Raw genomic sequence first — 23,838 nt, 5'->3', positions numbered from 1 at the left:
AGCCACGATTTAACTAAAGAAATTTTCTTTCGACAGCCTCATTTGTGATAAAAAAGGAATGCAAAACAGTTCTTTTTTATGCAACTCTTAAGAAGTTAATTACGTAAATTAGCTTTCAAAACAAATTAAAATGAAAAACGGGCAGACATTTAAAAGCGCAATTTCAGGACTTTCTTTCGCAGAAAGCGAGAAAATTTATGGAAAATCAATTCATGATCCTATTTTGGGTTTGATAAAAAAAGAATATCCTGATTTTAAAGAAGAAGATTGTATTGCTGTAAACGAATTAAACTTGTACCGCCAAAAATATATTTCAAATTATCTTTCTACAGAAATTGGGGCACTTTCTGCAATGGAGAGAAATGTAATAGACTCATTGAAAGAAGATAAGTCAATTGTAAGTTTGGTCGAAGATGAAGAAGAAAATCGAAATTTAGGACAGCGAGTTGCTGATAAAGTAGCCGATTTTGGCGGAAGCTGGACTTTTATTATTTCGTTTGTTGTTTTTATTACAATTTGGATAGCCTCAAATGTTTATGTTTTTTTGGATAAAGGTTTCGATCCTTATCCATTTATTCTTTTGAATTTAATTCTTTCCTGTGTTGCAGCTTTGCAGGCTCCCGTAATTATGATGAGCCAAAATCGTCAGGAAGAAAAAGATAGAAACCGCGCCAAAAAAGATTATATGATTAATCTAAAATCAGAATTAGAGATTAGGTTGATTCATGATAAAATCGATCATTTGATTATGCATCAGCAACAGGAATTAATTGAAATCCAAAAAGTGCAAATCGAGATGATGAATGATATTTTAAATCAGATTAAGAAATAAATGTTATTTGAATTTTTAAATTCCAATTCTCAAATCCCAAATCCCAAAAAAAAGCATCAGCTTTTTTTTGGGATAAAATCTAAAATCTAAAATCTAAAATCTAAAATCTAAAATCTAAAATCTAAAATCTAAAATCTAAAATCTAAAATCTAAAATCTAAAATCTAAAATCTAAAATCTAAAATCTAAAATCTAAAAGTGCTTGAAGTAATAACCTCCAAGCATAAAAATGAGATTTACGCCAGCCATTCCCCAAACTAATTTTTTGTGTTTTTTTGATTTATCAAAATAATGAAATGCTGCAAAAGCAAAGAGCAAAAGACAAGAGTATATTGCCGGATACATTTTAAAAGCGGCTAAAAATTCTCCCTGAAAAAGTAAGAATAAAGACCGCTGAAAACCACAGCCCAAACATTCAAATCCGAAGAAGGTTTTGAAGAGGCAAGGAATCATATATTTTTCTATTGTCATACCGGATCTTTTTGCAATTTTACTAAAAAAATATGAGAAAGGTTAGAAGTAGAATAGAGGTACTACTATAAAGTTTTATATTTTTGAAATCTTAAAAATTGAATTGATGAAAGCTTTTAAAATAATAATAATGATTCTTGCGATTTCTGTGGCATTCTATGAGCAGGCTTCAGAAGAAAAAAACATCTATATAACGATTATTGCAATTGTAGTTTTCATGTTTGGAATGATGCAGCTGAGCGCGAAAACACCAAGTAAAAATAACGATAAAGAAGAGTAAGATGCTGGTAAAAGGAGATAGGGTTTCTGTATTAGATGAAGCGATAAACGGAACAGTAGTTTCTGTTAAAAATAATGAGGTTTTGATTGAAACTGAAGATGGATTTTTGATGACATTTTTAGTCAACGAGTTGCTTAAGATTCAAGAATCCAGTGATTTAATGAATTCTATTAAAAGAATTGATTTAGATGAAGCTTCAAAAGATAAAATTGAACCAAAACCAAGAAGTTTCGTAAAGGAAAAGAAAGATAAACGTGATGTTGGCGTTCCTGAGTTTGATCTTCATATCGAAAAACTGGTGCCAAATAAACGAGGTATGTCCAATTATGATATCTTGACATTACAGACAGAAACAGCAAGAAGACATATTGAATTTGCGATTCGAAATCGCATTCCAAAAATCGTTTTTATTCATGGTGTGGGCGAAGGAATTTTAAAAGCTGAATTGGATTTTTTGTTGGGCCGTTATGACGGAATAGATTTTCAAGATGCCAATTATCAAAAATATGGTCTAGGCGCGACTGAAGTTTATTTCAGACAAAACAATAAATAAAATAAAACTAAACCGTTTAAATCGGTTCTTTTTCAATAAAAAAACGTCCGTTTTTCTAAGCTGATTTTAAAGTTAAATCAAGTAGAAAAACAGACGTTTTTTTGTAAGAATTTTTAAAAGATCTTTTTTTTAATATGACTCTTTTATTATGGTTTAACTTCTAATCTTCCTAGAGAGAAATCAGTAGGAAGATCAAAAGTGCTATTTCCTTTTAACATTGTTACCCTTTTTAAAATGATTGAATGATAATAGGTATCTCCGACTAATGTTGTGGTTACCTCTATCATACCAGTTTTTTTAGTATCGTCACCATTTTGTCCGATCCAATCTTCTGCAATTGACGGACTTGTTGGGAAACTTGCATTACAAAAATAGTCTTTACTAAAAGATCCTGTTTCCTTTTGTACACTTTTATAGTATACTTTGTTTTTAGTTGAACCTACTAATTGAGTTCTAGGTTGCGATGGAGGAGTAACTTCATTTTTTAATAAATCTGGATCAATATTGTCAATCATAACAAAAAATGCAGCGCTGTAATTGTATACTCGATTTAGATTTGTTCCAGAACATGTGCTTGCATTTTCGCTATCAAATGATAAACTTGCAGGAACGCTTACTGTAGAGCTAAATGTACCAAATGGATAAGTTGGATATGTTTGCGGTTTTGAATTTGAAATAGCGAAAGTAATATTTGTAAAGTTAATACTATAGTTGTATCCTATAAGTTTTGTACTTCCATCATCAGCACGTTCTGATGTTTTTTGTGTTGTAGTAATATTGATTTTTCCAGATGTAGCAATCCATTCTTCTACTACTTTAGGAGTGCTTGGCGGTATAAGTCCACAAATATTATCGGCTACCAATGCACCATCGTATGCTCTGTAGATGGCACGATAAGTTCCATTTCCTCCAGTAGGAATATCATATACATAGGTACCTGGGTCATTTACTAAACCTCCAGTCTTAGGCATTTGAAGTAAAAAAGCCTCCCGAGATTTTAATTTATACATTAAGGTGTTGTCTTCAGAACAGCTAACTGGGGTTACATTGTCAAAGTTTATTTCTTGAACAGTTAAATCTCCATCATCACATCCATTCAGCAAAAAAGCAAATAATATAAGGGAAAGGTATTTTTTCATCGTAAAATTTATTTGCGTCAAAAATAGTGAAAAAAATGGCAAATGATATTTAAGATTTGACAATTGATATTTCTTAACTTTGCAGCAATGAAAAAAGTATATCTAGATAATGCCTCAACAACGGCAATGCGTCCCGAAGTAATTCAGGAAATGACCAAAGTAATGCTGGAGGATTTTGGTAATCCATCGTCTACACATAGTTTTGGGCGAAATGGTAAAACAATATTAGAACTTTCAAGAAAGAGTATTGCCAAACATTTAAATTGCACTGCTCAAGAAATTATTTTTACTTCTGGAGGAACTGAAGCTGATAACTGGATACTACGTTCTGCTGTTGAAGATTTAAAAGTAGAACGAATTATTACTTCAAAAATAGAACATCACGCCGTTCTGCATACTGTTTGGGCACTTAAGGAAGAATACAAAATTCAGGTAGATTATGTGAATGTAAATCCTGACGGAAGTTTAGACTTAACCCACTTGTCTAATTTATTAGCAGAGGAGAAAAAAACCTTGGTCAGTTTAATGCATGTTAACAACGAAACCGGAACAATTTTAGATTGGGACCGTGTTGGACTTATCTGCAAACAGTATAATGCTTTATTTCATTCAGATACTGTTCAATCTATTGGGAAAACTGAAATCGACCTGCAAAAAACACCTGTTGACTTTATTTTGGCTAGTGCGCATAAATTTCACGGACCAAAAGGAATCGGATTTGCTTTTGTACGAAAAAATTCGGGTTTACAGCCATTGTTTTTTGGAGGAGAACAAGAAAAAGGTCTTCGTGCAGGTACCGAACCAGTACATCAAATTGCTGGAATGGCAAAGGCTTTGTCTATTTCTTATGAAAATTTGAATGAAGAAAGAGCTTATATTTTAGAGCTTAAAAAGTATCTTATTGAACAATTGGAAATTCATTTTACTGGCTTTAGAATTAACGGAAAAAAAGACGATTTCTATAATATAATCAATATCATATTGCCTTTTTCATCAGATAAAACTTCAATGCTGTTGTTTAGTTTGGATATGAAAGGAATTGCGGTTTCTAGAGGAAGTGCTTGCCAGTCGGGAAGCATCAAGCCTTCTCATGTTTTAAATGAAATGCTTTCTGAAGCCGATTTAAAACTACCTAATCTTCGAATTTCGTTCAGTCATTATAACACTAAAGAAGATATCGATTGGCTTATTGAGAGCCTAAAGGTTGTTTAAATGTTGTTACAAGTTTCAGGTTTTATGCAGAACCTGAAACCTGAAACAAAAAAACTATTTACGAATCACTTTTACCTGCGAATCGTTTGTAAGTTTAATAATAGTGGAAGATTTTCCGTTGATTTTATCTTGGTTTAACTTTACGACATAATCCACTCCATTTATAATTTCTTGACTTATGTCTTTAAAACTTTGTGGTGTTGGCTGTCCTGATATATTAGCAGAAGTTGAAACTAAAGGCTTTTTCATTCTTTCCATCAATTTGTAACAGAAAGGTTCTTTTACCAAACGAACTCCTAACGATTTATCAGCAGCAATGATATTTTGAGCTACATTTCTGGCGTCATCCAAAATTAAAGTTGTTGGTTTCTCAGATAAATCAATTATCTGCCAGGCAACTTCTGGAATGTTTTTAAAAACGTTGTACATCATTTTTTCGCTGTTCATCAAAACAATCATGCTTTGAGTTTCTGCACGTTGTTTTAGCTTATAGATTTTAGCAACAGCATCTGCATTGGTAGCGTCGCATCCAATTCCCCAAACAGTATCTGTTGGATAAAGAATAATGCCTCCCTCTTTTATAACTTCGTAAGCATTGATTATTTCCTCATTCATTTTACAAATATATATACTCGATTAAGATCGCAAAGTTAGAGATTTTAATTGTAAAAGTTTTTTAGAGGTTTTAAAATTGAGTCGTTTTAAAATTTTTAAGACAATTTTCTGGTCTACAAATTTTTTGCAGATGGTCTTAGTTTTACCTTCGCTAATTGCATTAATGGATATTCAATATACTTGAATGTTAATTAGCTAATGAAAATTAATGGAAAAATAGATAGTGTGATGATGGACCAAAACTCTACATCTGTTAAGTTTTGTGCTTTTTCAAAGCCAGCAACAAAATAAAAAATTAGGAATAAAAAAATGCCATATATAACAATGATGTAAAAAAACAAAAAATGCGAGATAACCTCGTAGTCCATCAATTTGAGGATATTTTATTTCTGGAACTTCGATGTTAATTATTTTGTTAACGGTTAGAATAGAGAAGATTAAAACGAAAACTACTAAAGGTAAAAAAGTAAAGTTTTGGAAATCAGTAATTTGGGTAAAAGTGGTTATGATAGCTGTTATTATAATAAGTTTTCAGTTTGAGATTTGAATACTATTTATTTAATAAATTAAATTTTTATTACAATAGAAGTTGTTTATTGTATTAAAAAAAATATATTTATAATAAATTATTCTAAACAAAGACAGAAGTGCAAAAGTAATACTTTTAAGACTAAATATGATGCCATCAAATTAACAAGATAAAATTTATTTTAAACCCCGCAATATGAATTACGATAATAAGCCCGAGATTTACTATAGTAAAGTTCGTTATGAAATGATTAAATACTTGCCAGAAAATGCAGTAAAAGTTTTAGAGGTTGGCTGTGGAAATGGCTGTTTTGGTGAAATATTAAAAAAGAATCGAGATCTCGAGTTTTGGGGGATAGAAATGATGCCTGATGAAGCTCAAAAAGCGGAAAAAGTATTAGATAAAGTTTTTACAGGTATGTGTGAAACTTTTATAGACGACTTGCCAGATAATTATTTTGATGCTATTTATTTTAATGATGTTTTAGAACACATTTTTGATCCTTATTCGTTATTAGAAAAAATTAAAAGTAAACTTTCTGCTAACGGAGTAGTTATTAGTTCAATTCCTAACATGAGATATCATAATGAAATGAAAATGTTGCTGTTCAAGAAAGATTGGAAGTATGCACAATATGGTATTATGGATTTTACCCACATGCGTTTTTTTACTGGTAAAAGCATTAAAAGAATGTATGTAGAGGCAGGTTACAAAGTAAAAATAAATGAGGGCATAAATAGAACCAAGTCAATAAAACCGTATTTATACAATATTCTATTTTTGTTTACCCAAATGGATATTTTCTATCTGCAATATGCTACAGTTGCCTCAAAAAACTAAGAAGCAACTGTTAAGTTTGGCTATTTAAACTGAAAAAATTACATTATTACACCATCCCTCCAAAGTATATTTTTGATATATTGAGTGAGGGATTTTTTCATATTCATTTTCAAAAAATGCAGTAGGAATAACTGGATTTATTTCGTCAATAATTAAAATGTTATTGGGATTATAAAAATCGTAATTTTTGATATCTGAGTTTGTTGTGATGAGTTTTTTGTTTAATCCGATACTTTCAAAAACTCTAAAAGTGAGTCCTGCTTGTCCGATACGGTTAATATCCAATAAAACTTTCGAATGACTGATATAATCATTTACCTCTGTTAAAGGCATGTGTTTTTGTATGTACTGAATGTTTTTATCATCATCTTTTTGCTTTTTATCATAGACAATGAATTTGAATTTTATTTTTTGAGAAGCCAAATTATTTGCTATTCTCTTCAAAATAGGAAGTCTTTTGTCTATTGAACTGATATTGAAAACGTCATATTCAAATTCATTCCTATTGAAGGTGTTTTCTGAATTGTAAATCCAGTTAGAGGCAAAGTTTAGATTGAATTTTTCGCAGTCTTCTTTCTCAAATGAAAAAACTTCATCAAAGCAGTGAAGCACTCTTTTTATTTTTGGGCATCGATAGATATTATCATTAAAAAAGCCAATTGACTTTTTAGTATATTTTTTGAACTCTAAAATACTTTTAGGAGTTATAAAGTCTCCTTTTATAGTTAAAATTACATCTTGAATCTGGTCGTTTTTCTTTAATTCTTTTATGATTTCTTTTCCGTAATGCTGATGTTTTAGATTGGTTTTAAAGAACGCTTTTAATATAACATTATACGCTTTATGTAATACCGAAGGATATTTATATTTGAAAGTATTAAAATCGATATGCTGAACAGTGTGACCTTGTTTTTGTAAGTCTGTTGCTATATGTTTGTTAAGTCCCCAGTTATCAAAACTTATTAGAGTAATATGCATTATCTTGGAAATAGTTTTTATTAGTTGGTAAAACTAGCTAAATTTGCTGAAACAATTTTTATGATTTTAAGATTAAATCGCGGATATGAAAAATTTGAAAATATTCTTCTTGAATATATTCGTTTTTTTAGTACAAAAGGACAGGACTTCGTAATTGGTCAGCGCAATCAGATAAAACTTTTTGATTTAGAGGATAAAAAAATAAACATAAAATCGTTTAAAGTTCCGCATTTTATAAATAAAATCGCTTATAAATACTTCAGGAAATCAAAAGCAAAACGTTCTTTTGAGTTTGCAAATAGATTGCTTGAATTAGGTGTAGGAACTCCAAAGCCTATCGCGTTTGCTGAATTTTCATCGATATTAGGTTTGGAAAAAAGTTTTTATGTGAGTGAACAGTTAGAATGCGAACTTACCTATAGAGAACTTGTAGAAGATTCAAATTATCCTGATCATGAGAACATACTAAGACAGTTTACCAAATTTAGTTTTGATCTTCACGAAAAAGGAATCGAATTCTTAGATCATTCTCCTGGAAATACTTTGATTAAAAAAAGAGAAAACGGAAATTATGAATTCTTTTTGGTTGACTTAAACAGAATGGAATTTCATAAATCTATGAGTTTTGATATGCGTATGAAAAACTTATGTCGTCTAACACCTCTAAAAGAAATGGTGGCCGTTATGAGTAATGAATATGCTAAACTTTACGGCGAATCTGAGCAAAAGATTTTTGATACTTTGTGGAAATATACTTCTGAGTTTCAGGAAAGATATTATAGAAAAAAACGTTTAAAAAAGAAGCTTAAATTTTGGAAGAAGTAATTCTGAAAAACTCTTTGTAACGTATAAAAATGCTGTAAGCGTTTAAGTAACAAATTGTAATTCCTTTTAAGCCATCTAAAAAGCCAAATCGTATCAAATATTGGTATAAAAAAGTATAAACGGGATGCAAAAACTGTAAAAGCCGAACTGGTTTTTGTCCTTTTTTTATCTTTTCATTTGCTTTTAAAATTCCATACTTATACATTTTCATTTTATATTCTGAGTATGAAGCGAAAGAGTAGTGTATAAGCTTGTTTTTTAGAACAGCAGTTTTTCCATTTACAATTAGTTTTTCATGTACCAATCTATCTTCGGTGTATCTGCAGTGAGCTTTACTAAAAAGTCTGAAAATCTTATCGCTCTGCCAGCCGCTAAAACGCAGTTTACGATTTTTGAACATAAAAACCCTATAAATAAAATAGGCGCTTACGGCATCTTTGCTGTTTATTGTCGAAATAATTTCTGCCTTAAGTTTAGGAGTAAAATATTCGTCGGCATCAATAAACAATATCCAATCGTTTTTTGCTTGATCTATTGCAAAATTTCTTTGTGAAGTATAGTCAATGAACTGCTTTTGAATCAATTTAATATTGGGGAATGATTTCAGTATTTCAGTTGTAGAATCTGTACTGTACGAATCTACTATTATGATTTCGTCAGCAAAGTCAATACTTTCAATCAGGGATTTTATATATCGCTCTTCATTAAAAGTAATAATTAAAACAGATAATTTTTGTTCTTCAATACGATTCATCTAAATGCTTTTGTTTTTTCAATTTTTGTATTCTTGAAAATAAGCGTCTAATTTTTCCAGCATTAAAGGTAAAGGATATTCAGCATAATATTCAAAAGTATGATCTTTAATATATTGCTCTGTATGTTGTTCGTATATTTCCGGTTTTAAGTCTTTTAAGTGAATAGAAGCATTTTTAGCTTCATTTTCAAATAACTGCCAAGTTTCTTTTCTAACAGAAGGCGTAAAGATTGAAAACGTTGGTATTTCAAGTGCTTTTGCCATGTTCACTGATCCGCCTTCATTTCCTATGAGCATTTCGCATTGAGAAAGCAATGCTAAAAATTGTCGCAAATCTGAGGCATATAAATCAAAAACAATATGTTTTTTAGTTTCTTCAGAACAATAATTATAAACTTCTAGTGCCAAATCTTTTTGAAATGGAACGTAGTTAAAAATTATTGTTGCGTTGGTTTTTGCAACTGTGAAATCTATAATTTTTGCCATTCCTTCCAGAGGATATGTTTTAAAAGGTTCGCTTCCTAAAATGCCAAACATAATCAACGGTTTTGTGGTATCTATATTATGGTTTTTCAAAAGATTTTTAGCACTTTCAATTTCAGAATCTTTTAAAAATATCTTTGGTTTTACATTGGTAATTTTTTCAGATATAAAAGGTTTCAAAAGTAATAATCTATTCTCAATTGCTAATCCATGTTCAGATTCAACGGCATCAAAACGCTCATAAGTGTAATTGTAGATTAGTTTTGTATATGATTTATGGTAAGAAACTTTATATTTAGCTCCTGAAAACAAAGTAATTAGGTTGCTTTCAAGTTTAGAATAGACATCTATTACAGCGTCGTATTTTTTGCTGCGAATCTGAAAAATAAATTTAAATAGAGAAGGTATTGATTTTCTGACTTTGTTTGTCAGCACAACAATATTATCAATATTTGGATTTTCTTTTAGTACATCTACAGAATTTGGATAACACATGTAGTCAATTACTGAATCAGGAAATTTAGATTTTAAATTGTTACAGATTATGGTGCTCGTTAAAACATCTCCAATTCTTTTTTGCTGGATAATAAGTATTCTCATGTGGTATTATGAATTCGCTTTGGAATCGCTAAATTACAAACTATTTTATGAAGTGTACAAGAGATGGGATTAATTAGATTAAAGTAAATTAAAAAGTTATATTTTTGCGCCTAAATAAATTTAAATTAAGAATGGAAATTAGTGGTTTGATTATTACTTTCAACGAAGAGAAAAACATTGGAAAATGTATTGATGCTTTGCTTAAAGTCTGCGACGAAGTAGTTATAGTTGATTCCTTTAGTAAAGACCGTACAGTTGAAATAGCTAAAGAAAAAGGAGCAAAAGTGGTAGAACAAGCCTATTTAGGAGATGGTCCTCAACGTGCGTATGGGCTCCCTTTCTGTAAGAACGACTGGGTTTTAAACCTTGATGCTGATGAATTTCTTGATAAAGATGCAGAAGATTTTATTTTAAGTAAAAAGTATCTAGAAGGAAATTACGATGCTTTTAGTTTTAGGGTTAAGAACTTTTTAAGAGATAAGCTTATTGATTTTTCGGGTTGGTATCCAGATCAGAAAGTACGTTTTTTCAACAAACAATCTGCACATTTCTCTGATGCTGTAATACATCAGAAAGTTATAACTAAGAATGAGAAGAAAGTATCTGTACATATTTTGCACTACGGCTGGGATTCTTATGATCAGATTATTGCTAAAAAGAATCAATATTCTGGATGGCATGCACAGCAGCTTTATGAAAAAGGAAAAAGAATAAATGCTTTTAAGCCAGTTTTAAACGGGACAGTTGCTTTTATACGTTGTTATTTTTTCAAGAAAGGTGTTTTTAATGGTACCGACGGATTAGCAATGGCAGTGATTCAAGCATTTTTTTCTTATATGAAATATGTTAAATTACTTAAGATTCAAAAAGAAAATAAATAAAAATTAAGGTAGCAAGGCTGTTACTTGTTAGGCCTTTCTTAAAGTTTAAGAAAAGCAATTTTAGAACACATGAAGCTGTATGGTATATCAAAAGTTTCATGTGTTCTTTGTATAAAGGAATTTCTTAAGAATTAAATATCATTATTTATATGATAGAATTTCTCTTTATTTAAATAATATTTTATTCGATTAAGAAAAATCAGAGGAGCTTTTTCTATTTTTCGTTTAGCGCTATCTATAAAATAAGCTAAATCTTTCTTCTTGTTAACCCATGAATCTTCCCACCAATGAATACATATAGTGTTTTCAGTAACACAATCTGAAGTGAATTTTTCTAACCATGAAAATGGATAAAAATATTCAGTAGGAAGCAGAAGTACTTTTTTAAGATGCTGTTTTTTGTAGCTATTTAAACCGTATTTGTACAAAATGTTTGTCACAATCGGAGGACCTCCCATTGCATTAAAGTGTAATCTTTGTTTACGCTCAGTAGCTTTAATGCATTCTAATATAAAATTGCTGTTTTTTACTGCTCCAATTACTGCTGAATTCAAAGGATATTTATTGTCTAAATTTGTTTGAAATCCAACAAAGGAATCTTCGGAAAGTAATTCTTTAAAATTTTTCAGAATCTCGATGTCGGTATCTAAATAAATACCACCTTCTGTATAAATGGAATATAATCTCATATAGTCAGAGATAAATGACCATTTTTTTTGTTTGTATAGTATTCTTAAAAAAGGGAGTTTATCAAAAGGAGTATTAGACTCATCCCATTTTTTTATTTCATAATCTGGAAGTTTATCGCTCCATGATTTAATGCATTTTTCTATGACATCATTATATGCACCACGTCCATACCAACAAAAATGTATCTTTTTTGGAATCATTTTTTGTAATTTAATTAGTAATATTTTTTTACTCTAAAGCGTGGTATTTTTTTGTTTTACAAGAAAAATAAAATCAAAAAGAATTTGAATTGTAAAACATTTGGAGGGAGATTGTAATGCTTTTGAACTTAACGAATGAGTATTAGATACTAAGTTTATTATCTATTACTCGTTCGTTAAAGTTTTGAATGTATGCTTTTAAAAAATTTGAAATTTGTAATGTTTTAAATTTGTTTTTTGTTTGTAAATCATTCTTTAATAAAGGATCTTTTTTCCAGTTATATAATCCAATAACCTGATTGTTTGCAAAGGCTAGATAATAGTCATCTTGGACGCAATGATAAATTCCTTGTAAATAGAATACAGCAAAGTTTTGGGTACTTTTAAAGCTTTTTCCGAAACAAATTAAATCTGTTTTTAGGTTTAAATAATCCACGATGCTTGGCATAATGTCGATTTGCTGAAAATTCTTTTCGTTTACGCCGGAAAAGTTTGGATTACCTGGGTCGAAGAATAAAATTGGGATATGAAATTTACCAATTATAGTTTTGTCTATTTCTGATTCTCCGCTAGATGATGTATGGTCAGCAGAAATTACAAACAATGTATTGTTATACCATTTTTGTGCTTTGGCTTTTTCAAAAAAAAGTTTTAGAGAGTAATCAGTATAAGCAATACTCTCCTGCACGACTGTTGTCCCTTTAGGAAATTTATTTTTATATCGTTCTGGTATTTTATAAGGATTATGAGAAGAGATGGTAAAAATGGAACTAAAGAAAGGTTCTTTAAAACTAGATAATTTGGTGGCGAAAAATTGTAAAAATTCTTCATCAAAAATTCCCCATTTTCCATCAAAAGCTTCGGGACCTATATATTCATCTTTGCCATAATATTTTTCAAATCCCGAAGCTTTTGCATATTGATCAAAATTCTGACTGCCATTAAAAGCTCCATGAAAAAAAGAAGTGGTATATCCTTCTTTCTTAAGGATTTTAGGCAAACTGTTTGTTTTGTTCAAAGAATAACTAGAAATGATAAAAGAGTTGTTCATTAAACTAGGTATACTTGAAATAATTGATGGAACGGCATCGATAGATACTTTTCCGTTGGCAAAACCATTTTTAAAATAATAAGATTTTGTTATCAATGAATCCAAAAAAGGAGTTTGTTTTTTGCTGATATTTTCATGACCAAAACTTTCCAGTATGATGATCACAACATTTTTTTTATTTACCGTTCCAGCTGTTTTAAAAGATAAGATTGGTTTATAAATAGAGTCAAGTTTTTTTTTATCAAAATAATTGACTTTCTCAATGTCTTCTTTTTGAAATATTGTTTTTAATATGCAAAAAGACGTATTTAGAATAAGAGGCGTATTTCTAATAGAACTATATTTGGCTGCATCTACAATCCGAAGTGGTTTTTTTTGAAATCCTCCGCGACAAATAATTAGCAGTAAAAAAGCAGAGGTTAGAAAATAAAAAGATTGTTTTAAGAATTTTTCTTTTGTGAAATGTTTTATTTCGCTTTTGTTTTTAAAATTTGGTATTGATTTCCAAAAAAGAATGCTAAGAATAATAAGCAATAACGGGATATACCAAAATTCTATGATAAAGGAAAAAAATAAACCTACAGCTTCTTTTTCCATTCCTTTTGCAGTAATCATGTTGAATGTACTTCTTCTACCTGTAAATCGAAAGTATATAATGTCAATAAGATTTGTTGTAACAAATAAAAGGTTGATGAAAAAGAAAGAAATTTTTAATGTAGTTTGGTAGCTTTGGCGATACTTAAAATTTCCTGGAATTGCGTGTGCTATTAAGAAAATGAAAGTTATATATGAAATAGAGGAGAAGTCAAATAAAATACTTCCTATAATATTTTGAAGTGTTATATGATCAAAGTAGTTGGTATTTAAAACATAGAAGAAGATATTGCAAATTTGATAAATTAAAAAAATTAAGAAATATCTATAAAGAAATAGTTTTAAACTGGATGCGTAATTTTTCATTTTAAAGCTGCATATTAATAAAATCATCTTTTTTCAGAAGATTTTTAAAAATGCAAACTTAGTATAATTTTCTTACTTTTTAATATATGTAAGATTTTTATTTGTTTTAATGTTGTATTTGTATTAAAAAGGGCGGTATTTACCGCCCTGATATATTGCTAATTTTAGAATCTATACCGCAACATCGTATTCACGAAGCGCATTGTTTAAAGATGTTTTTAAATCTGTAGATGGTTTACGGGTTCCAATGATTAAAGCACAAGGAACTTGGTATTCTCCAGCAGCGAATTTTTTAGTATAGCTTCCAGGAATAACTACAGAACGAGCAGGAACAAAACCTTTCATCTCAACCGGTTCGTCACCTGTAACATCAATAATTTTAGTAGAAGCAGTTAAACATACGTTAGCACCTAGAACAGCTTCTTTTCCAACGTGCACTCCTTCAACAACGATACAACGAGATCCAATAAATGCACCGTCTTCGATAATTACTGGAGCAGCTTGCAATGGCTCAAGAACACCACCAATACCAACACCACCGCTTAAGTGAACGTTTTTACCAATTTGCGCACAGCTTCCAACAGTTGCCCAAGTGTCGACCATAGTTCCTTCGTCAACATAAGCACCAATGTTTACATAACTTGGCATTAAGATAACACCACTAGAAATATAAGCACCATAACGAGCAACAGCATTTGGTACTACACGAATTCCTTTTGCTGCATAATCTCTCTTAAGTAACATTTTATCGTGATATTCGAAGATACCAGATTCCCATGTTTCCATTTTTTGGATTGGGAAATACATCACAACAGCTTTCTTAACCCATTCGTTTACCTGCCATTTGTCACCAACTGGTTCAGCAACACGTAATTTCCCTGCGTCTACCAATTCGATAACTTCTCTAATGGCATCTGTAGTTGTAGTTTCTTGTAATAAAGCTCTGTTTTCCCAAGCTTGTTCGATTATAGTCTGTAAAGAATTCATACGTTTAAATTTTTGGCAAAGATAACGTATTTGTACAAATGCAAAAAAGCAAAACGATTCGAAAATGTTACAGATTTAACTTTTTGTTTCTTATTTGTACATTCTATGGAGTTTTGGAATTTGGCTTTTAGAATATAGATTTTCATTTTTTAAAACTACCACTAAAAGTTTTTTTTATGTCAAAATATGACAAAAGTCAGATTTTCTATTTTTTCTTCTCTCTAATTTCGCATCATTGAAAAACATTCCATTCAATAACATTAATCATATAAGCAGTAAAATATGAATCAAGAAAATCACCTTCAGAACAGAGTCATAATTGACAAAGAGGTAACTTGGGATAAAACACAAGTTATTATGAGTAAAACAAATGCATTTGGTATTATCGAGTATGCCAACGAAGTGTTTGTAGACGTTTGCGGTTATGAAGATTACGAATTAATGGGACAGCCCCATAACATTATTCGTCACCCAGATATGCCAAAAGTTATTTTTAAAGTGCTTTGGGAAAATCTAAAACAAGGGAAAAACTTTCATGCTATTGTAAAGAATTTAGCAAAGTCTGGAAGATATTACTGGGTTATTACGGATTTTGAAATTGCCCGAGACGAAAATGATGTGATTGTAAATTATTTTGCCAGAAGACAATCTGTGCCACAAGAAGTAATTGCAATGCATATTGAGCCCTTATACAAAAAACTATTGCAAATCGAAGCGGCGAGTGGTGTTGAATTCAGCGAAAAATACTTAATCGGATTTTTGGAAGAAAAGAAGAGAAGTTACGTTGAATATATTAAGGAGTTGATTTTTGAAAACGAAAAAGCACAGTCTAAATTTGCGAATTACAATGCAGAAGAGGATGGAGAAGAGGAAGAGCATAGAGGTTTTTTCGGCCGATTATTCGGAAGATAAATTTGAGTTATTTTTTAGGTTTGAATATTTGGATAGAGTCCGTCTTGAATTTTTTCGGGGCGGATTTTTTGCTTTTAAGTCCAATTTAAAAAACATGAATTTAAAAAGGTTTATATTTGTATGTAAAATGGAAGTATTATGGAAGCGATAAGATTAGAGTTTCAGCCAGAGATTAGAGAGAAAGTGTTTAAGTTATTAAGTAGATTTTCGCCTAATGAATTGACAATTATTGAAGAAGATTATGATTTCGAAAATGATAAAGAAAAAGTGCATGCAGCTTATACTAAATTAAAAAGTGGTAATGAAAAGTTGTATTCAATAGATGAAGTTGATTCAATTTTAGATGATACATTTTCGGAATATGATAATTAAAATTTCGAATGAATTTTTAAAATTATTAAAAGAACAAGTTCATTATATTTATAAAGATAAACCCAGAGCAGCTCTAAAGTTTAGGAAAGATTTGCTTAGAAATATTAAAAAAGATTTAAAGCATCCTTTTCTCTTTAAAAAATCTAGATACTTTGATGATGAAAATATTAGAGATTATGTTTTTAAAGGTTACGTTTCTGTTTATGAGGTTGATGTCGAGAATAATATTGTCGTCGTTTTCGGTTTTATAAAATATAAAGACACTCTTTAAAGGATTATAATTTTACTTTCTATCTTTTACAAAAATTTCAAAACATGCCAAGAATTCTCTCCATAGATTACGGACAAAAACGAACAGGAATTGCTGTTACAGACGAAATGCAGATTATTGCATCAGGTTTAACTACAATTCCAACACATACTTTGACTGATTTTTTAAAAGATTATTTTGCAAAAGAAAAAGTAGAGGCTGTTCTAATTGGCGAACCTAAACAAATGAACGGTCAGCCTTCAGAAAGTGCTTCTGTAATTAATGGATTTGCAAAACATTTTTCGAACATTTTTCCCGATATGAAAGTAATTAGGGTAGATGAACGTTTTACATCCAAAATGGCATTCCAAACCATGATCGACAGCGGGTTAAGTAAAAAGCAACGTCAGAACAAAGGTTTGATAGACGAAATTTCGGCTACAATTTTGCTTCAAGATTATCTTTCCTCAAAAAAATAACACTCTTCGTCGGATTTTTTGTTTATAATTTAATGGTTTTTAGAAAATCCTAACTTTTATCTTGTAAAAATTAGTTTTTTTTTGCAATTAAAAAAGTACCTTTGCACTTTAAATAAAAATACTGTTATGCCTGACGAAACCATACGTTCAAATAGTGATGTAGTACTCATTGGCGCTGGAATAATGAGTGCCACTCTTGGAGTAATTTTGAAAGAATTACAACCGGATATAAAAATTGAAATTTACGAAAGATTAGATGTTGCCGCAGCAGAAAGCTCAGATGCTTGGAATAATGCAGGAACAGGACACTCCGCTTTTTGTGAATTAAATTATACTCCAGAAAAGGCAGACGGCAGTATCGATCCTAAAAAAGCAATAAGTATTGCAGAATCATTCGAGATTTCGCGCCAATTTTGGTCTTACTTAGTGCAGCAGAACAAAGTGCCTTCTCCTGAAAATTTTATTAGAAGTGTTCCTCATATGAGTTTTGTGTGGGGAGATAAAAATGTTGATTATTTAAAAAAGAGATTCGAAGCTCTTCAGAGCAATCCAATCTTTTCTGATATGACTTTCAGTACCGATTTTAAGCAACTTCAAGAATGGATGCCGTTAGTAATGGAAGGACGTGAAGCTGAGGAAAAATTAGCTGCAACTCATATGGAAATTGGTACCGATGTAAATTTTGGTGCTTTAACAAGAAGTATGTTTAACTACTTGGAAAAATTGGACGGCGTTTCTTTATTCTTCAATCATGAAGTTAAAAAATTGAGACAACGTGAAGATAAATCTTGGAGAATCAAAATTAAAGATTTATCAACAGGAAAAACTCGTAAAGCTTATACTAAATTTGTATTTATTGGTGCTGGTGGTGGTTCTTTACCATTATTAGAAAAAGCAAATGTGCCGGAAGGAAATGGTTATGGAGGTTTCCCGGTAAGCGGACAATGGCTGAAATGCACTAATCCAGAAGTAATCGCAAAACATCAAGCAAAAGTTTATGGAAAAGCAAGTGTTGGAGCGCCTCCAATGTCTGTTCCTCATATTGATACCCGCGTAATTGATGGTGAGAAAGCGCTTCTTTTTGGTCCGTTTGCAGGGTTTTCAACTCGTTTCTTAAAAAACGGCTCTTACATGGATCTGCCAATGTCAATTAAACGTAATAATTTAATTCCGATGTTAGCTGCTGGATACCATAATATTCCTTTGACTAAATATTTGATTGAGCAGGTTCGTCAGTCTCCAAAAGACAGAATGAAAGCTTTACGTGAATATTTACCAACAGCGCGTTCCAAAGATTGGAAACTGGAAAAAGCAGGACAGCGTGTTCAAGTAATCAAAAAAGATGAAAAAGAAGGCGGTGTTTTAGAATTCGGTACAGAAGTAATCAATACGCACGATGGAACTTTAGCTGTTTTATTAGGTGCTTCGCCAGGAGCTTCTACAGCAGTAGGAATTATGGTGGATTTGATCAGCAGATGTTTTACTAATCAAATTAAAACACCAGAATGGGAAGCGAAATTGAAAACAATGATTCCTTCTTATGGTCAGACTTTGAATGATAAGCCAGAGCTTTTAGCAGAGCTTAGAAAACATACAGCAGAAGTTTTAAAAATAAAATAAGTTTCTCAAATTAGAATAAAAAGCAAATCCAGATGAATTAATCTGGATTTGTTGCTTTTAGGTCGGTTGTGTTTTTTAGGATTTTTTCTGCTAGATTACTCATCCAGATTAACTGCTCAATAACCATTGAAGCTTCCTGCATTTTGGCCTGACGGGTTTCTTTATCCAATTCGTCATCTTCGGCTAATCGGGTAAAGTTTTTTCGCTTTAATTCTTCAAATTGCAGTGTTACATCTTCTTTCTCAAAAAAAGTATCCGTCAAAATCGTTTCGTTTCTTAAAACGGCAATAGAATGGTCTAAATTGGCTAAAATGGTTTTGATGATATAATTAAAAGAATCTGAAGCCGATGTAGTCTGATGTGATTGAATATAAGTGGATAGCGAAGCCAAAGCGGATAATAGTGAGTGATTTAAAACCACTAATTTATTAACCAAAGGCATCGTTTTCTGTTTTGATTTTGGCTCCTGCATCATACGCTGGAAAGAAGTCATTAAATTTCCAATTTCCACAAAAGCATTTTTCCTAGCCAATCTGTAAGCCGTTGGAACTTCTCCTTTTTTATTGTAAAAATCGGCAATTTCTTTGAGATAATTTCGATTGGCTCGAATGGAGTTTTCGATATGAATCGGCGTATTGATAAATTCCCAAGCAGGCCATAAAAACTGATTGGCAATAAAGGCTAAAATCGCTCCAGCAAGAGAATCCAATATTCTGAATTGTATTACTTCGTTGATGTCTGGCGTTAGAATTCCGTAAATAAAAACCACATACATTGTCACAAAAGTGGCACTGATTTTATAATTAATCTGGGTAAACGAAATCCCTAAAAGCATACAAATAATAGAGAAAATGCTGAGCGCAACATGGTTCTGAATGAAAGATACAATTCCGAAAGCTAAAATCCCTCCTAAAACAGTTCCGAACATTCTATGATACGATCGCTCTTTTGTCAATCCGTAACCTGGACGCATGATGACCACTATCGTGAGCAGAATCCAATAAACATTTTGAAAAGGAAGTAGCTGTCCAAGGAAAAAACCAATTAAAATGGTGATGGTTAATCGTAATGAATGTCTGAAAATCGAAGAAGAATAAGATAAATTTTCGATTAAAGTTCGAAGCGGATAATATTGAGGCGTTAAGAATTTCTCCAGTTCTTTGTCTTTATCTTTTAGTTTGTAAGACTGCATGGCCAAAGAAAGTGCACGCTGAATAATTTTTATTTTACCAACTTGATTTTTGGCATATTTCAGCATATTGGTCAGCATCAAAACACCTTCGGCAGCTTCTTCTTTTCCTAATGTTTTTTCATAATCAAAAATGGCAAATTCCAAAGCATCCAATTCGTTTTTTAAATCTTGTTTGTCCACGTAAACACTAATATGATTCACATTTTTGGATAGCTTTTTTAAGGTAGAAGCCAGTTTGTAAGCGACATTTTGATAGGTTCTTAAAACATCAGGATGTTTCGCAAATTTTTCATGAAGTTTACTGTGGTCAAAAGAAGTGTAAAGCGCCAGTTCCTGAATTTCAACCAAAGTAATAAAGACCAAAAGCATTTTCCTGTTTTGACTTGTGGTTCCAGATGCATTTTGATTTCCAATGAGCATTTTTCGTAGATCTTCATGAATAAGATTCAATTCGACCTGCACAGCCAATTGTTTTTCGATAATCGCTTGTCTATTAGCTTCCGGACTCCATAAATCACCTCTTAGTTTTAAATACTTGGCAGTAAGTTTGATTCCTTCTGCAATTTGCAATTCAACATATTTATAAGGCTGTACAAAATGAAATACCAATGATACAATTAAGTATAAAATCCCTCCAATAAATATAAAACCAGAATATTCAAAAGCTTCAATGCCTTCATGCAAATGTCCAAATGAAAGTGAAATGGACAATAGAGCCGAGAATGAAATTAAAGTCGCACGCTGTCCGTAAACGGAAATCATGGAACAAGCAAATAATAAAAACCCTAAAAAAGGATAAAATAATACGGGATAAGGATAGGCTAAATTGACTAAAAGATTTACTCCTGATACGATAAAGGAAGCAGCAATTAATCCTTTTATTTTATGAATTAAAGAACTCGGAATATCACTAGGGTAAGTATAAAAAGCGCCCAAAGCAATTGTAAAACCAATTTCAAAATGACCTAAAAAATTTAAAACTAAAACAGGAACAACAGAAGCAATAGTTACTTTAGAGGCATTCAAAAAGGATGTGCTGTTTGTAAATTTTGAAATTTTATCAATCATAGAAAGCGGTTTACTAGCAAAGGTAAGAATTGTAAGAGTGATTTTGGCACAATTATAGCTGAGATTTTCGGCAGTTAGGAAAAAATATAACATAATAGACTAATAGAATTATTCATTGACTATTTTTTACTATTTTTGCCAGCTGAAATATCAGAACTTTAATTCTGTTTTTGCAGCACCTAAAAACAAAAATAAAAACAAATGATTTTACCAATTGTAGGATACGGTGATCCTGTTTTAAGAAAAGTAGGGCAGGACATTACGCCAGAATATCCAAACCTAAAAGAAACGATCGCAAATATGTACGAGACTATGTATAATGCGTACGGAGTTGGGCTTGCGGCGCCGCAGGTTGGACTACCGATTCGTTTGTTTGTTATTGATACAACACCTTTTAGTGATGATGAGGATTTACCTTCAGAAGAACAAAAAGATTTGAAAGGTTTTAAAAAGACTTTTATCAATGCTAAAATTGTTAAAGAAGAAGGAGAAGAGTGGGGTTTTAATGAAGGATGTTTGAGTATTCCAGATGTGCGCGAAGATGTTTACAGAAAGCCAACGGTTACAATTGAATATTGTGAAGAGGATTTTGTAATGAAGACTGAAGTATTCGATGGTTTAATTGCTAGAGTAATCCAGCACGAATACGATCATATTGAGGGAATTTTATTTACAGATAAAATTTCGTCTCTTAAAAAACGTTTGATCCAAAAGAAGCTTAAAAATATTACTGAAGGAAAAACGTTTCAGGAATATAGGATGAAGTTTTTTGCGGCCAAAAAAGGAAGATAAGTTTTCTAACTACTTAGAAACAAAAAATAAATCAAATTCTTAATACAAATTTTAATAAAATGAATTTAACGAAAATTTTAGCCATTTCAGGAAAACCAGGTTTATATGAATTGAAAGTTCAAACTCGTACAGGTTTTGTGGCGGAATCATTAATTGATGGGAAGAAGATTACTGTAAATCTAAAAAGCAATGTAAGTTTATTGTCTGAGATTTCGATTTATACTTATGAAGGTGAAAAACCGTTAACTGAAGTAATGCAGCAAATTGCCGTTAAAGAGAACAAAGGACAAGCGATTTCTCATAAAGAAGACAATGCTACTTTGGCTGCTTATTTTAAAGAAATTCTTCCAACTTACGACGAAGAAAGAGTATATCCTTCAGATATTAAAAAAGTATTAAACTGGTATAATACGCTTCAAGCGAAAGGATTAGTAACAGATTTAGCTCCAGCTGTTGAAGAGGCTAAAGAAGAAGCTCCAGTTGCTGAAGAAAAATCTAAAAAAGCTCCAGCTGCTAAAAAAGCAAAAGCTAAAAAAGAAGAATAGTAGTTTTTCTTTCAATATAAATCAATCCTGTTGAGATGTTTCTTGACAGGATTTTTTAATTTTACCAAATAAGCTTTAAATTTAAAAGACTTCAAAATGAATAGAGAAAACCAGTTAAAAGCGTTTGAAAGATTATTAAACATTATGGATGAACTTCGTGAACAATGTCCATGGGATAAAAAACAAACGCTGCAGACCTTAAGACATTTAACAATCGAAGAGACCTACGAACTGGGAGATGCTATTCTGGACAATGATTTGAATGAAGTTAAAAAAGAATTAGGCGATCTACTTCTTCATATTGTTTTTTATGCTAAAATAGGCAGTGAAACTAATGATTTTGATATTGCCGATGTCTGTAACGAAATCTGCGAAAAGTTGATTCACCGTCATCCTCATATTTATGGAGATGTCAAAGTGGAAAATGAAGAAGAAGTCAAACAAAACTGGGAAAAACTAAAATTGAAAGAAGGTAAAAAATCAGTTTTAGAAGGAGTTCCGAGAAGCCTTCCCGCTTTGGTTAAAGCAAGTAGAATTCAGGATAAAGTAAAAGGAGTAGGTTTTGACTGGGAGGAACCGCATCAAGTTTGGGATAAAGTACAGGAAGAATTACAAGAATTGCAAGATGAAGTAAATTCTGGAAATCAAGATAAAATTGAAGACGAATTTGGAGATGTTTTGTTTTCGATGATTAATTACGCTCGATTTTTAAAGGTAAATCCAGAAGATGCATTGGAAAGAACCAATAAAAAATTCATTAAACGCTTTCAATACTTAGAAAGTAAAGCAGGCGAATTAGGAAAATCTTTATCAGATATGACGCTTAGCGAAATGGATGTTTTTTGGAATGAAGCGAAAAAGCTTTAATTTTCAGCTAGTTTCTTTAAAGCACGAACATTTTTAAGCATAATCTTTTTACCAACCAATTCAATCAATTCTGATTTGTTAAAATCAGATAATAAACGAATACAGCTTTCAGTTGCAGTACCAATAATTCCTGCAAGTTCTTCTCTGGTTAGTTGAACTTTCAGGGTTTTATCTGTATCTTCTCCAAAAGCTTCGTGTAATTGAAGTAAAGTTTCAGCTAATCTTTGTTTTACTGTTTTCTGAACTAACGCAATTTTTTCATTTTCAGATTCTTTTAAATCTTCGCAGACAGACTGCATCATATTTAAAGAAAACTGATTGTTGCTGTTAAAGAAATTGATGATTTCGGCTTTCGGAATAAAACAAACTTCCATGTCTGCGATTGCTTTTGCCGTTAAGTTTGCTGGCTCATTGCTAATCATTGAACGTTGTCCAAGAAGTTCTCCAGATTTAACCAATTTTACGATTTGGTCTTTTCCGTTTGCGCTCAATTTTGAAAGTTTACCAACACCATCTTTTACACAAAATACTCCATTAGTGACTTCGCCTTCTTCAAAAATGGCTTCCCCTTTTTTAATTTTGTAAGTGGTTTTACTGCTGGCTAATTTTATAACTTCTTCTTTGTTAAGGGCTTTTAAAGAGCTAAGCTGGCGTACAATGCATTGATCACATTTATTCATGACAATAGTTGTTTGGGACAAAATTAAAAATATTTAAGAGTTTTAGCCATTATTATATCGTAAAATTATTATAAATTAGAATTGTTGCTATTTTGAATGCTCTTAATCAGGTTTAATTAGAATTCAATTTAGGTATAACATGACAATTATCATCTTAATAATTGTGCTTTAATTGGAAATTT

At 31.2% G+C, this 23,838-nt stretch carries 26 protein-coding genes; 15 read left to right on the top strand and 11 right to left on the bottom strand.

The window, feature by feature from the left end:
• Nucleotides 1-130 precede the first annotated feature (130 nt).
• Nucleotides 131-832 (top strand): DUF1003 domain-containing protein, encoded by a 702-nt coding sequence (locus GSY47_RS12900; protein WP_179007707.1) that lies wholly within the window; start codon nucleotides 131-133, stop codon nucleotides 830-832.
• A gap of 191 nt (nucleotides 833-1,023) precedes the next feature.
• On the opposite strand, the gene GSY47_RS12895 is transcribed toward GSY47_RS12900, so the two are convergent.
• Nucleotides 1,024-1,302 carry a DUF2752 domain-containing protein gene (locus GSY47_RS12895; RefSeq protein ID WP_179004072.1) on the bottom strand — a complete coding sequence of 93 codons (279 nt, stop codon included), beginning with the start codon at nucleotides 1,300-1,302 and terminating at the stop codon, nucleotides 1,024-1,026.
• Between the two features lie 130 nt (nucleotides 1,303-1,432).
• Between GSY47_RS12895 and GSY47_RS12890 the strand changes: the two genes are divergently transcribed.
• Nucleotides 1,433-1,582: a hypothetical protein gene (locus GSY47_RS12890; RefSeq protein ID WP_167365378.1), complete on the top strand. Its 150-nt coding sequence runs from the start codon at nucleotides 1,433-1,435 to the stop codon at nucleotides 1,580-1,582.
• A gap of 1 nt (nucleotide 1,583) precedes the next feature.
• A complete protein-coding gene (locus GSY47_RS12885; RefSeq protein ID WP_179004071.1) occupies nucleotides 1,584-2,135 on the top strand; it encodes a Smr/MutS family protein in 552 nt (183 codons plus the stop codon).
• Nucleotides 2,136-2,281: 146 nt separating this feature from the next.
• Here GSY47_RS12885 and GSY47_RS12880 read toward each other — a convergent pair whose 3' ends face one another.
• Nucleotides 2,282-3,274 (bottom strand): hypothetical protein, encoded by a 993-nt coding sequence (locus GSY47_RS12880; protein WP_179004070.1) that lies wholly within the window; start codon nucleotides 3,272-3,274, stop codon nucleotides 2,282-2,284.
• An 87-nt stretch (nucleotides 3,275-3,361) separates the two neighbouring features.
• Between GSY47_RS12880 and GSY47_RS12875 the strand changes: the two genes are divergently transcribed.
• The gene (locus GSY47_RS12875; protein ID WP_179004069.1) at nucleotides 3,362-4,486 is read left to right on the top strand and encodes a cysteine desulfurase family protein; all 1,125 of its coding nucleotides are present in this window, start codon (nucleotides 3,362-3,364) and stop codon (nucleotides 4,484-4,486) included.
• A gap of 54 nt (nucleotides 4,487-4,540) precedes the next feature.
• On the opposite strand, the gene GSY47_RS12870 is transcribed toward GSY47_RS12875, so the two are convergent.
• The gene (locus tag GSY47_RS12870; RefSeq protein WP_179004068.1) at nucleotides 4,541-5,101 is read right to left on the bottom strand and encodes an L-threonylcarbamoyladenylate synthase; all 561 of its coding nucleotides are present in this window, start codon (nucleotides 5,099-5,101) and stop codon (nucleotides 4,541-4,543) included.
• A 724-nt stretch (nucleotides 5,102-5,825) separates the two neighbouring features.
• Between GSY47_RS12870 and GSY47_RS12865 the strand changes: the two genes are divergently transcribed.
• Nucleotides 5,826-6,470, top strand: a complete 645-nt coding sequence (locus tag GSY47_RS12865; protein WP_179004067.1) for a class I SAM-dependent methyltransferase — start codon at nucleotides 5,826-5,828, stop codon at nucleotides 6,468-6,470.
• A gap of 24 nt (nucleotides 6,471-6,494) precedes the next feature.
• Here the strand turns inward: GSY47_RS12865 and GSY47_RS12860 are convergent, their stop codons facing one another.
• Nucleotides 6,495-7,448, bottom strand: a complete 954-nt coding sequence (locus GSY47_RS12860) for a CgeB family protein (protein WP_179004066.1) — start codon at nucleotides 7,446-7,448, stop codon at nucleotides 6,495-6,497.
• Between the two features lie 60 nt (nucleotides 7,449-7,508).
• Between GSY47_RS12860 and GSY47_RS12855 the strand changes: the two genes are divergently transcribed.
• Nucleotides 7,509-8,273: a lipopolysaccharide kinase InaA family protein gene (locus GSY47_RS12855; RefSeq protein ID WP_179004065.1), complete on the top strand. Its 765-nt coding sequence runs from the start codon at nucleotides 7,509-7,511 to the stop codon at nucleotides 8,271-8,273.
• Here the strand turns inward: GSY47_RS12855 and GSY47_RS12850 are convergent.
• Both GSY47_RS12850 and GSY47_RS12845 read right to left on the bottom strand, forming a co-directional pair.
• Nucleotides 8,254-9,027 (bottom strand): glycosyltransferase family 2 protein, encoded by a 774-nt coding sequence (locus GSY47_RS12850; protein ID WP_179004064.1) that lies wholly within the window; start codon nucleotides 9,025-9,027, stop codon nucleotides 8,254-8,256. The two genes, GSY47_RS12855 and GSY47_RS12850, sit on opposite strands and share 20 nt — an antisense overlap.
• Before the next feature lie 18 nt (nucleotides 9,028-9,045).
• Nucleotides 9,046-10,110, bottom strand: coding sequence for a glycosyltransferase family 9 protein (locus tag GSY47_RS12845; RefSeq protein ID WP_179004063.1), 1,065 nt, complete (start codon nucleotides 10,108-10,110; stop codon nucleotides 9,046-9,048).
• Nucleotides 10,111-10,241: 131 nt separating this feature from the next.
• On the opposite strand from GSY47_RS12845, the gene GSY47_RS12840 reads away from it, so the two are divergent.
• Complete coding sequence (locus GSY47_RS12840; protein ID WP_179004062.1) at nucleotides 10,242-10,991, top strand: glycosyltransferase family 2 protein; 750 nt, start codon at nucleotides 10,242-10,244, stop codon at nucleotides 10,989-10,991.
• A gap of 131 nt (nucleotides 10,992-11,122) precedes the next feature.
• On the opposite strand, the gene GSY47_RS12835 is transcribed toward GSY47_RS12840, so the two are convergent.
• From GSY47_RS12835 to GSY47_RS12825, 3 genes are all read right to left on the bottom strand, one after another.
• On the bottom strand, nucleotides 11,123-11,881 hold the full coding sequence (locus GSY47_RS12835; RefSeq protein ID WP_179004061.1) for a glycosyltransferase family 32 protein: 759 nt from the start codon (nucleotides 11,879-11,881) through the stop codon (nucleotides 11,123-11,125).
• Nucleotides 11,882-12,023: 142 nt separating this feature from the next.
• Nucleotides 12,024-13,892 (bottom strand): LTA synthase family protein, encoded by a 1,869-nt coding sequence (locus GSY47_RS12830; protein WP_179004060.1) that lies wholly within the window; start codon nucleotides 13,890-13,892, stop codon nucleotides 12,024-12,026.
• Between the two features lie 171 nt (nucleotides 13,893-14,063).
• Entirely contained in the window at nucleotides 14,064-14,879 is an 816-nt protein-coding gene (locus tag GSY47_RS12825) for a 2,3,4,5-tetrahydropyridine-2,6-dicarboxylate N-succinyltransferase (protein ID WP_091491210.1), read from the bottom strand.
• Nucleotides 14,880-15,161: 282 nt separating this feature from the next.
• Between GSY47_RS12825 and GSY47_RS12820 the strand changes: the two genes are divergently transcribed.
• The 5 genes from GSY47_RS12820 (at nucleotide 15,162) to GSY47_RS12800 (ending at nucleotide 18,512) form a co-directional block, all read left to right on the top strand.
• Nucleotides 15,162-15,791, top strand: coding sequence for a PAS domain-containing protein (locus GSY47_RS12820; RefSeq protein WP_091491209.1), 630 nt, complete (start codon nucleotides 15,162-15,164; stop codon nucleotides 15,789-15,791).
• Nucleotides 15,792-15,929: 138 nt separating this feature from the next.
• Nucleotides 15,930-16,163, top strand: coding sequence for a hypothetical protein (locus tag GSY47_RS12815; RefSeq protein ID WP_179004059.1), 234 nt, complete (start codon nucleotides 15,930-15,932; stop codon nucleotides 16,161-16,163).
• Nucleotides 16,153-16,434 (top strand): type II toxin-antitoxin system RelE/ParE family toxin, encoded by a 282-nt coding sequence (locus tag GSY47_RS12810; RefSeq protein ID WP_179004058.1) that lies wholly within the window; start codon nucleotides 16,153-16,155, stop codon nucleotides 16,432-16,434. The genes GSY47_RS12815 and GSY47_RS12810 overlap by 11 nt, the downstream gene beginning before the upstream one ends.
• 44 nt (nucleotides 16,435-16,478) lie before the next feature.
• Nucleotides 16,479-16,892 carry a Holliday junction resolvase RuvX gene (gene ruvX, locus GSY47_RS12805; protein ID WP_179004057.1) on the top strand — a complete coding sequence of 138 codons (414 nt, stop codon included), beginning with the start codon at nucleotides 16,479-16,481 and terminating at the stop codon, nucleotides 16,890-16,892.
• 126 nt (nucleotides 16,893-17,018) lie between these two features.
• Nucleotides 17,019-18,512 (top strand): malate:quinone oxidoreductase, encoded by a 1,494-nt coding sequence (locus tag GSY47_RS12800; protein WP_179004056.1) that lies wholly within the window; start codon nucleotides 17,019-17,021, stop codon nucleotides 18,510-18,512.
• 37 nt (nucleotides 18,513-18,549) lie between these two features.
• On the opposite strand, the gene GSY47_RS12795 is transcribed toward GSY47_RS12800, so the two are convergent.
• On the bottom strand, nucleotides 18,550-20,772 hold the full coding sequence (locus GSY47_RS12795) for an FUSC family protein (protein WP_179004055.1): 2,223 nt from the start codon (nucleotides 20,770-20,772) through the stop codon (nucleotides 18,550-18,552).
• A gap of 201 nt (nucleotides 20,773-20,973) precedes the next feature.
• Here GSY47_RS12795 and def point away from each other — a divergent pair, with 201 nt between their 5' ends.
• The 3 genes from def (at nucleotide 20,974) to mazG (ending at nucleotide 22,976) form a co-directional block, all read left to right on the top strand.
• Nucleotides 20,974-21,564 (top strand): peptide deformylase, encoded by a 591-nt coding sequence (def, locus tag GSY47_RS12790; protein ID WP_109192716.1) that lies wholly within the window; start codon nucleotides 20,974-20,976, stop codon nucleotides 21,562-21,564.
• Between the two features lie 59 nt (nucleotides 21,565-21,623).
• Nucleotides 21,624-22,109 (top strand): DUF5606 family protein, encoded by a 486-nt coding sequence (locus GSY47_RS12785; protein ID WP_179004054.1) that lies wholly within the window; start codon nucleotides 21,624-21,626, stop codon nucleotides 22,107-22,109.
• Nucleotides 22,110-22,205: 96 nt separating this feature from the next.
• Nucleotides 22,206-22,976 carry a nucleoside triphosphate pyrophosphohydrolase gene (gene mazG / locus GSY47_RS12780; RefSeq protein WP_179004053.1) on the top strand — a complete coding sequence of 257 codons (771 nt, stop codon included), beginning with the start codon at nucleotides 22,206-22,208 and terminating at the stop codon, nucleotides 22,974-22,976.
• Here mazG and GSY47_RS12775 read toward each other — a convergent pair.
• A complete protein-coding gene (locus tag GSY47_RS12775) occupies nucleotides 22,973-23,656 on the bottom strand; it encodes a Crp/Fnr family transcriptional regulator (RefSeq protein ID WP_091491198.1) in 684 nt (227 codons plus the stop codon). The genes mazG and GSY47_RS12775 overlap by 4 nt on opposite strands.
• Nucleotides 23,657-23,838 lie beyond the last annotated feature (182 nt).

Origin of the sequence: Flavobacterium quisquiliarum, assembly GCF_019308285.1 — a bacterium.
GTDB lineage: Bacteria > Bacteroidota > Bacteroidia > Flavobacteriales > Flavobacteriaceae > Flavobacterium > Flavobacterium quisquiliarum.
Note: the sequence above shows the minus strand (reverse complement) of the source record. Positions and strands in the feature narration are given on the sequence as shown.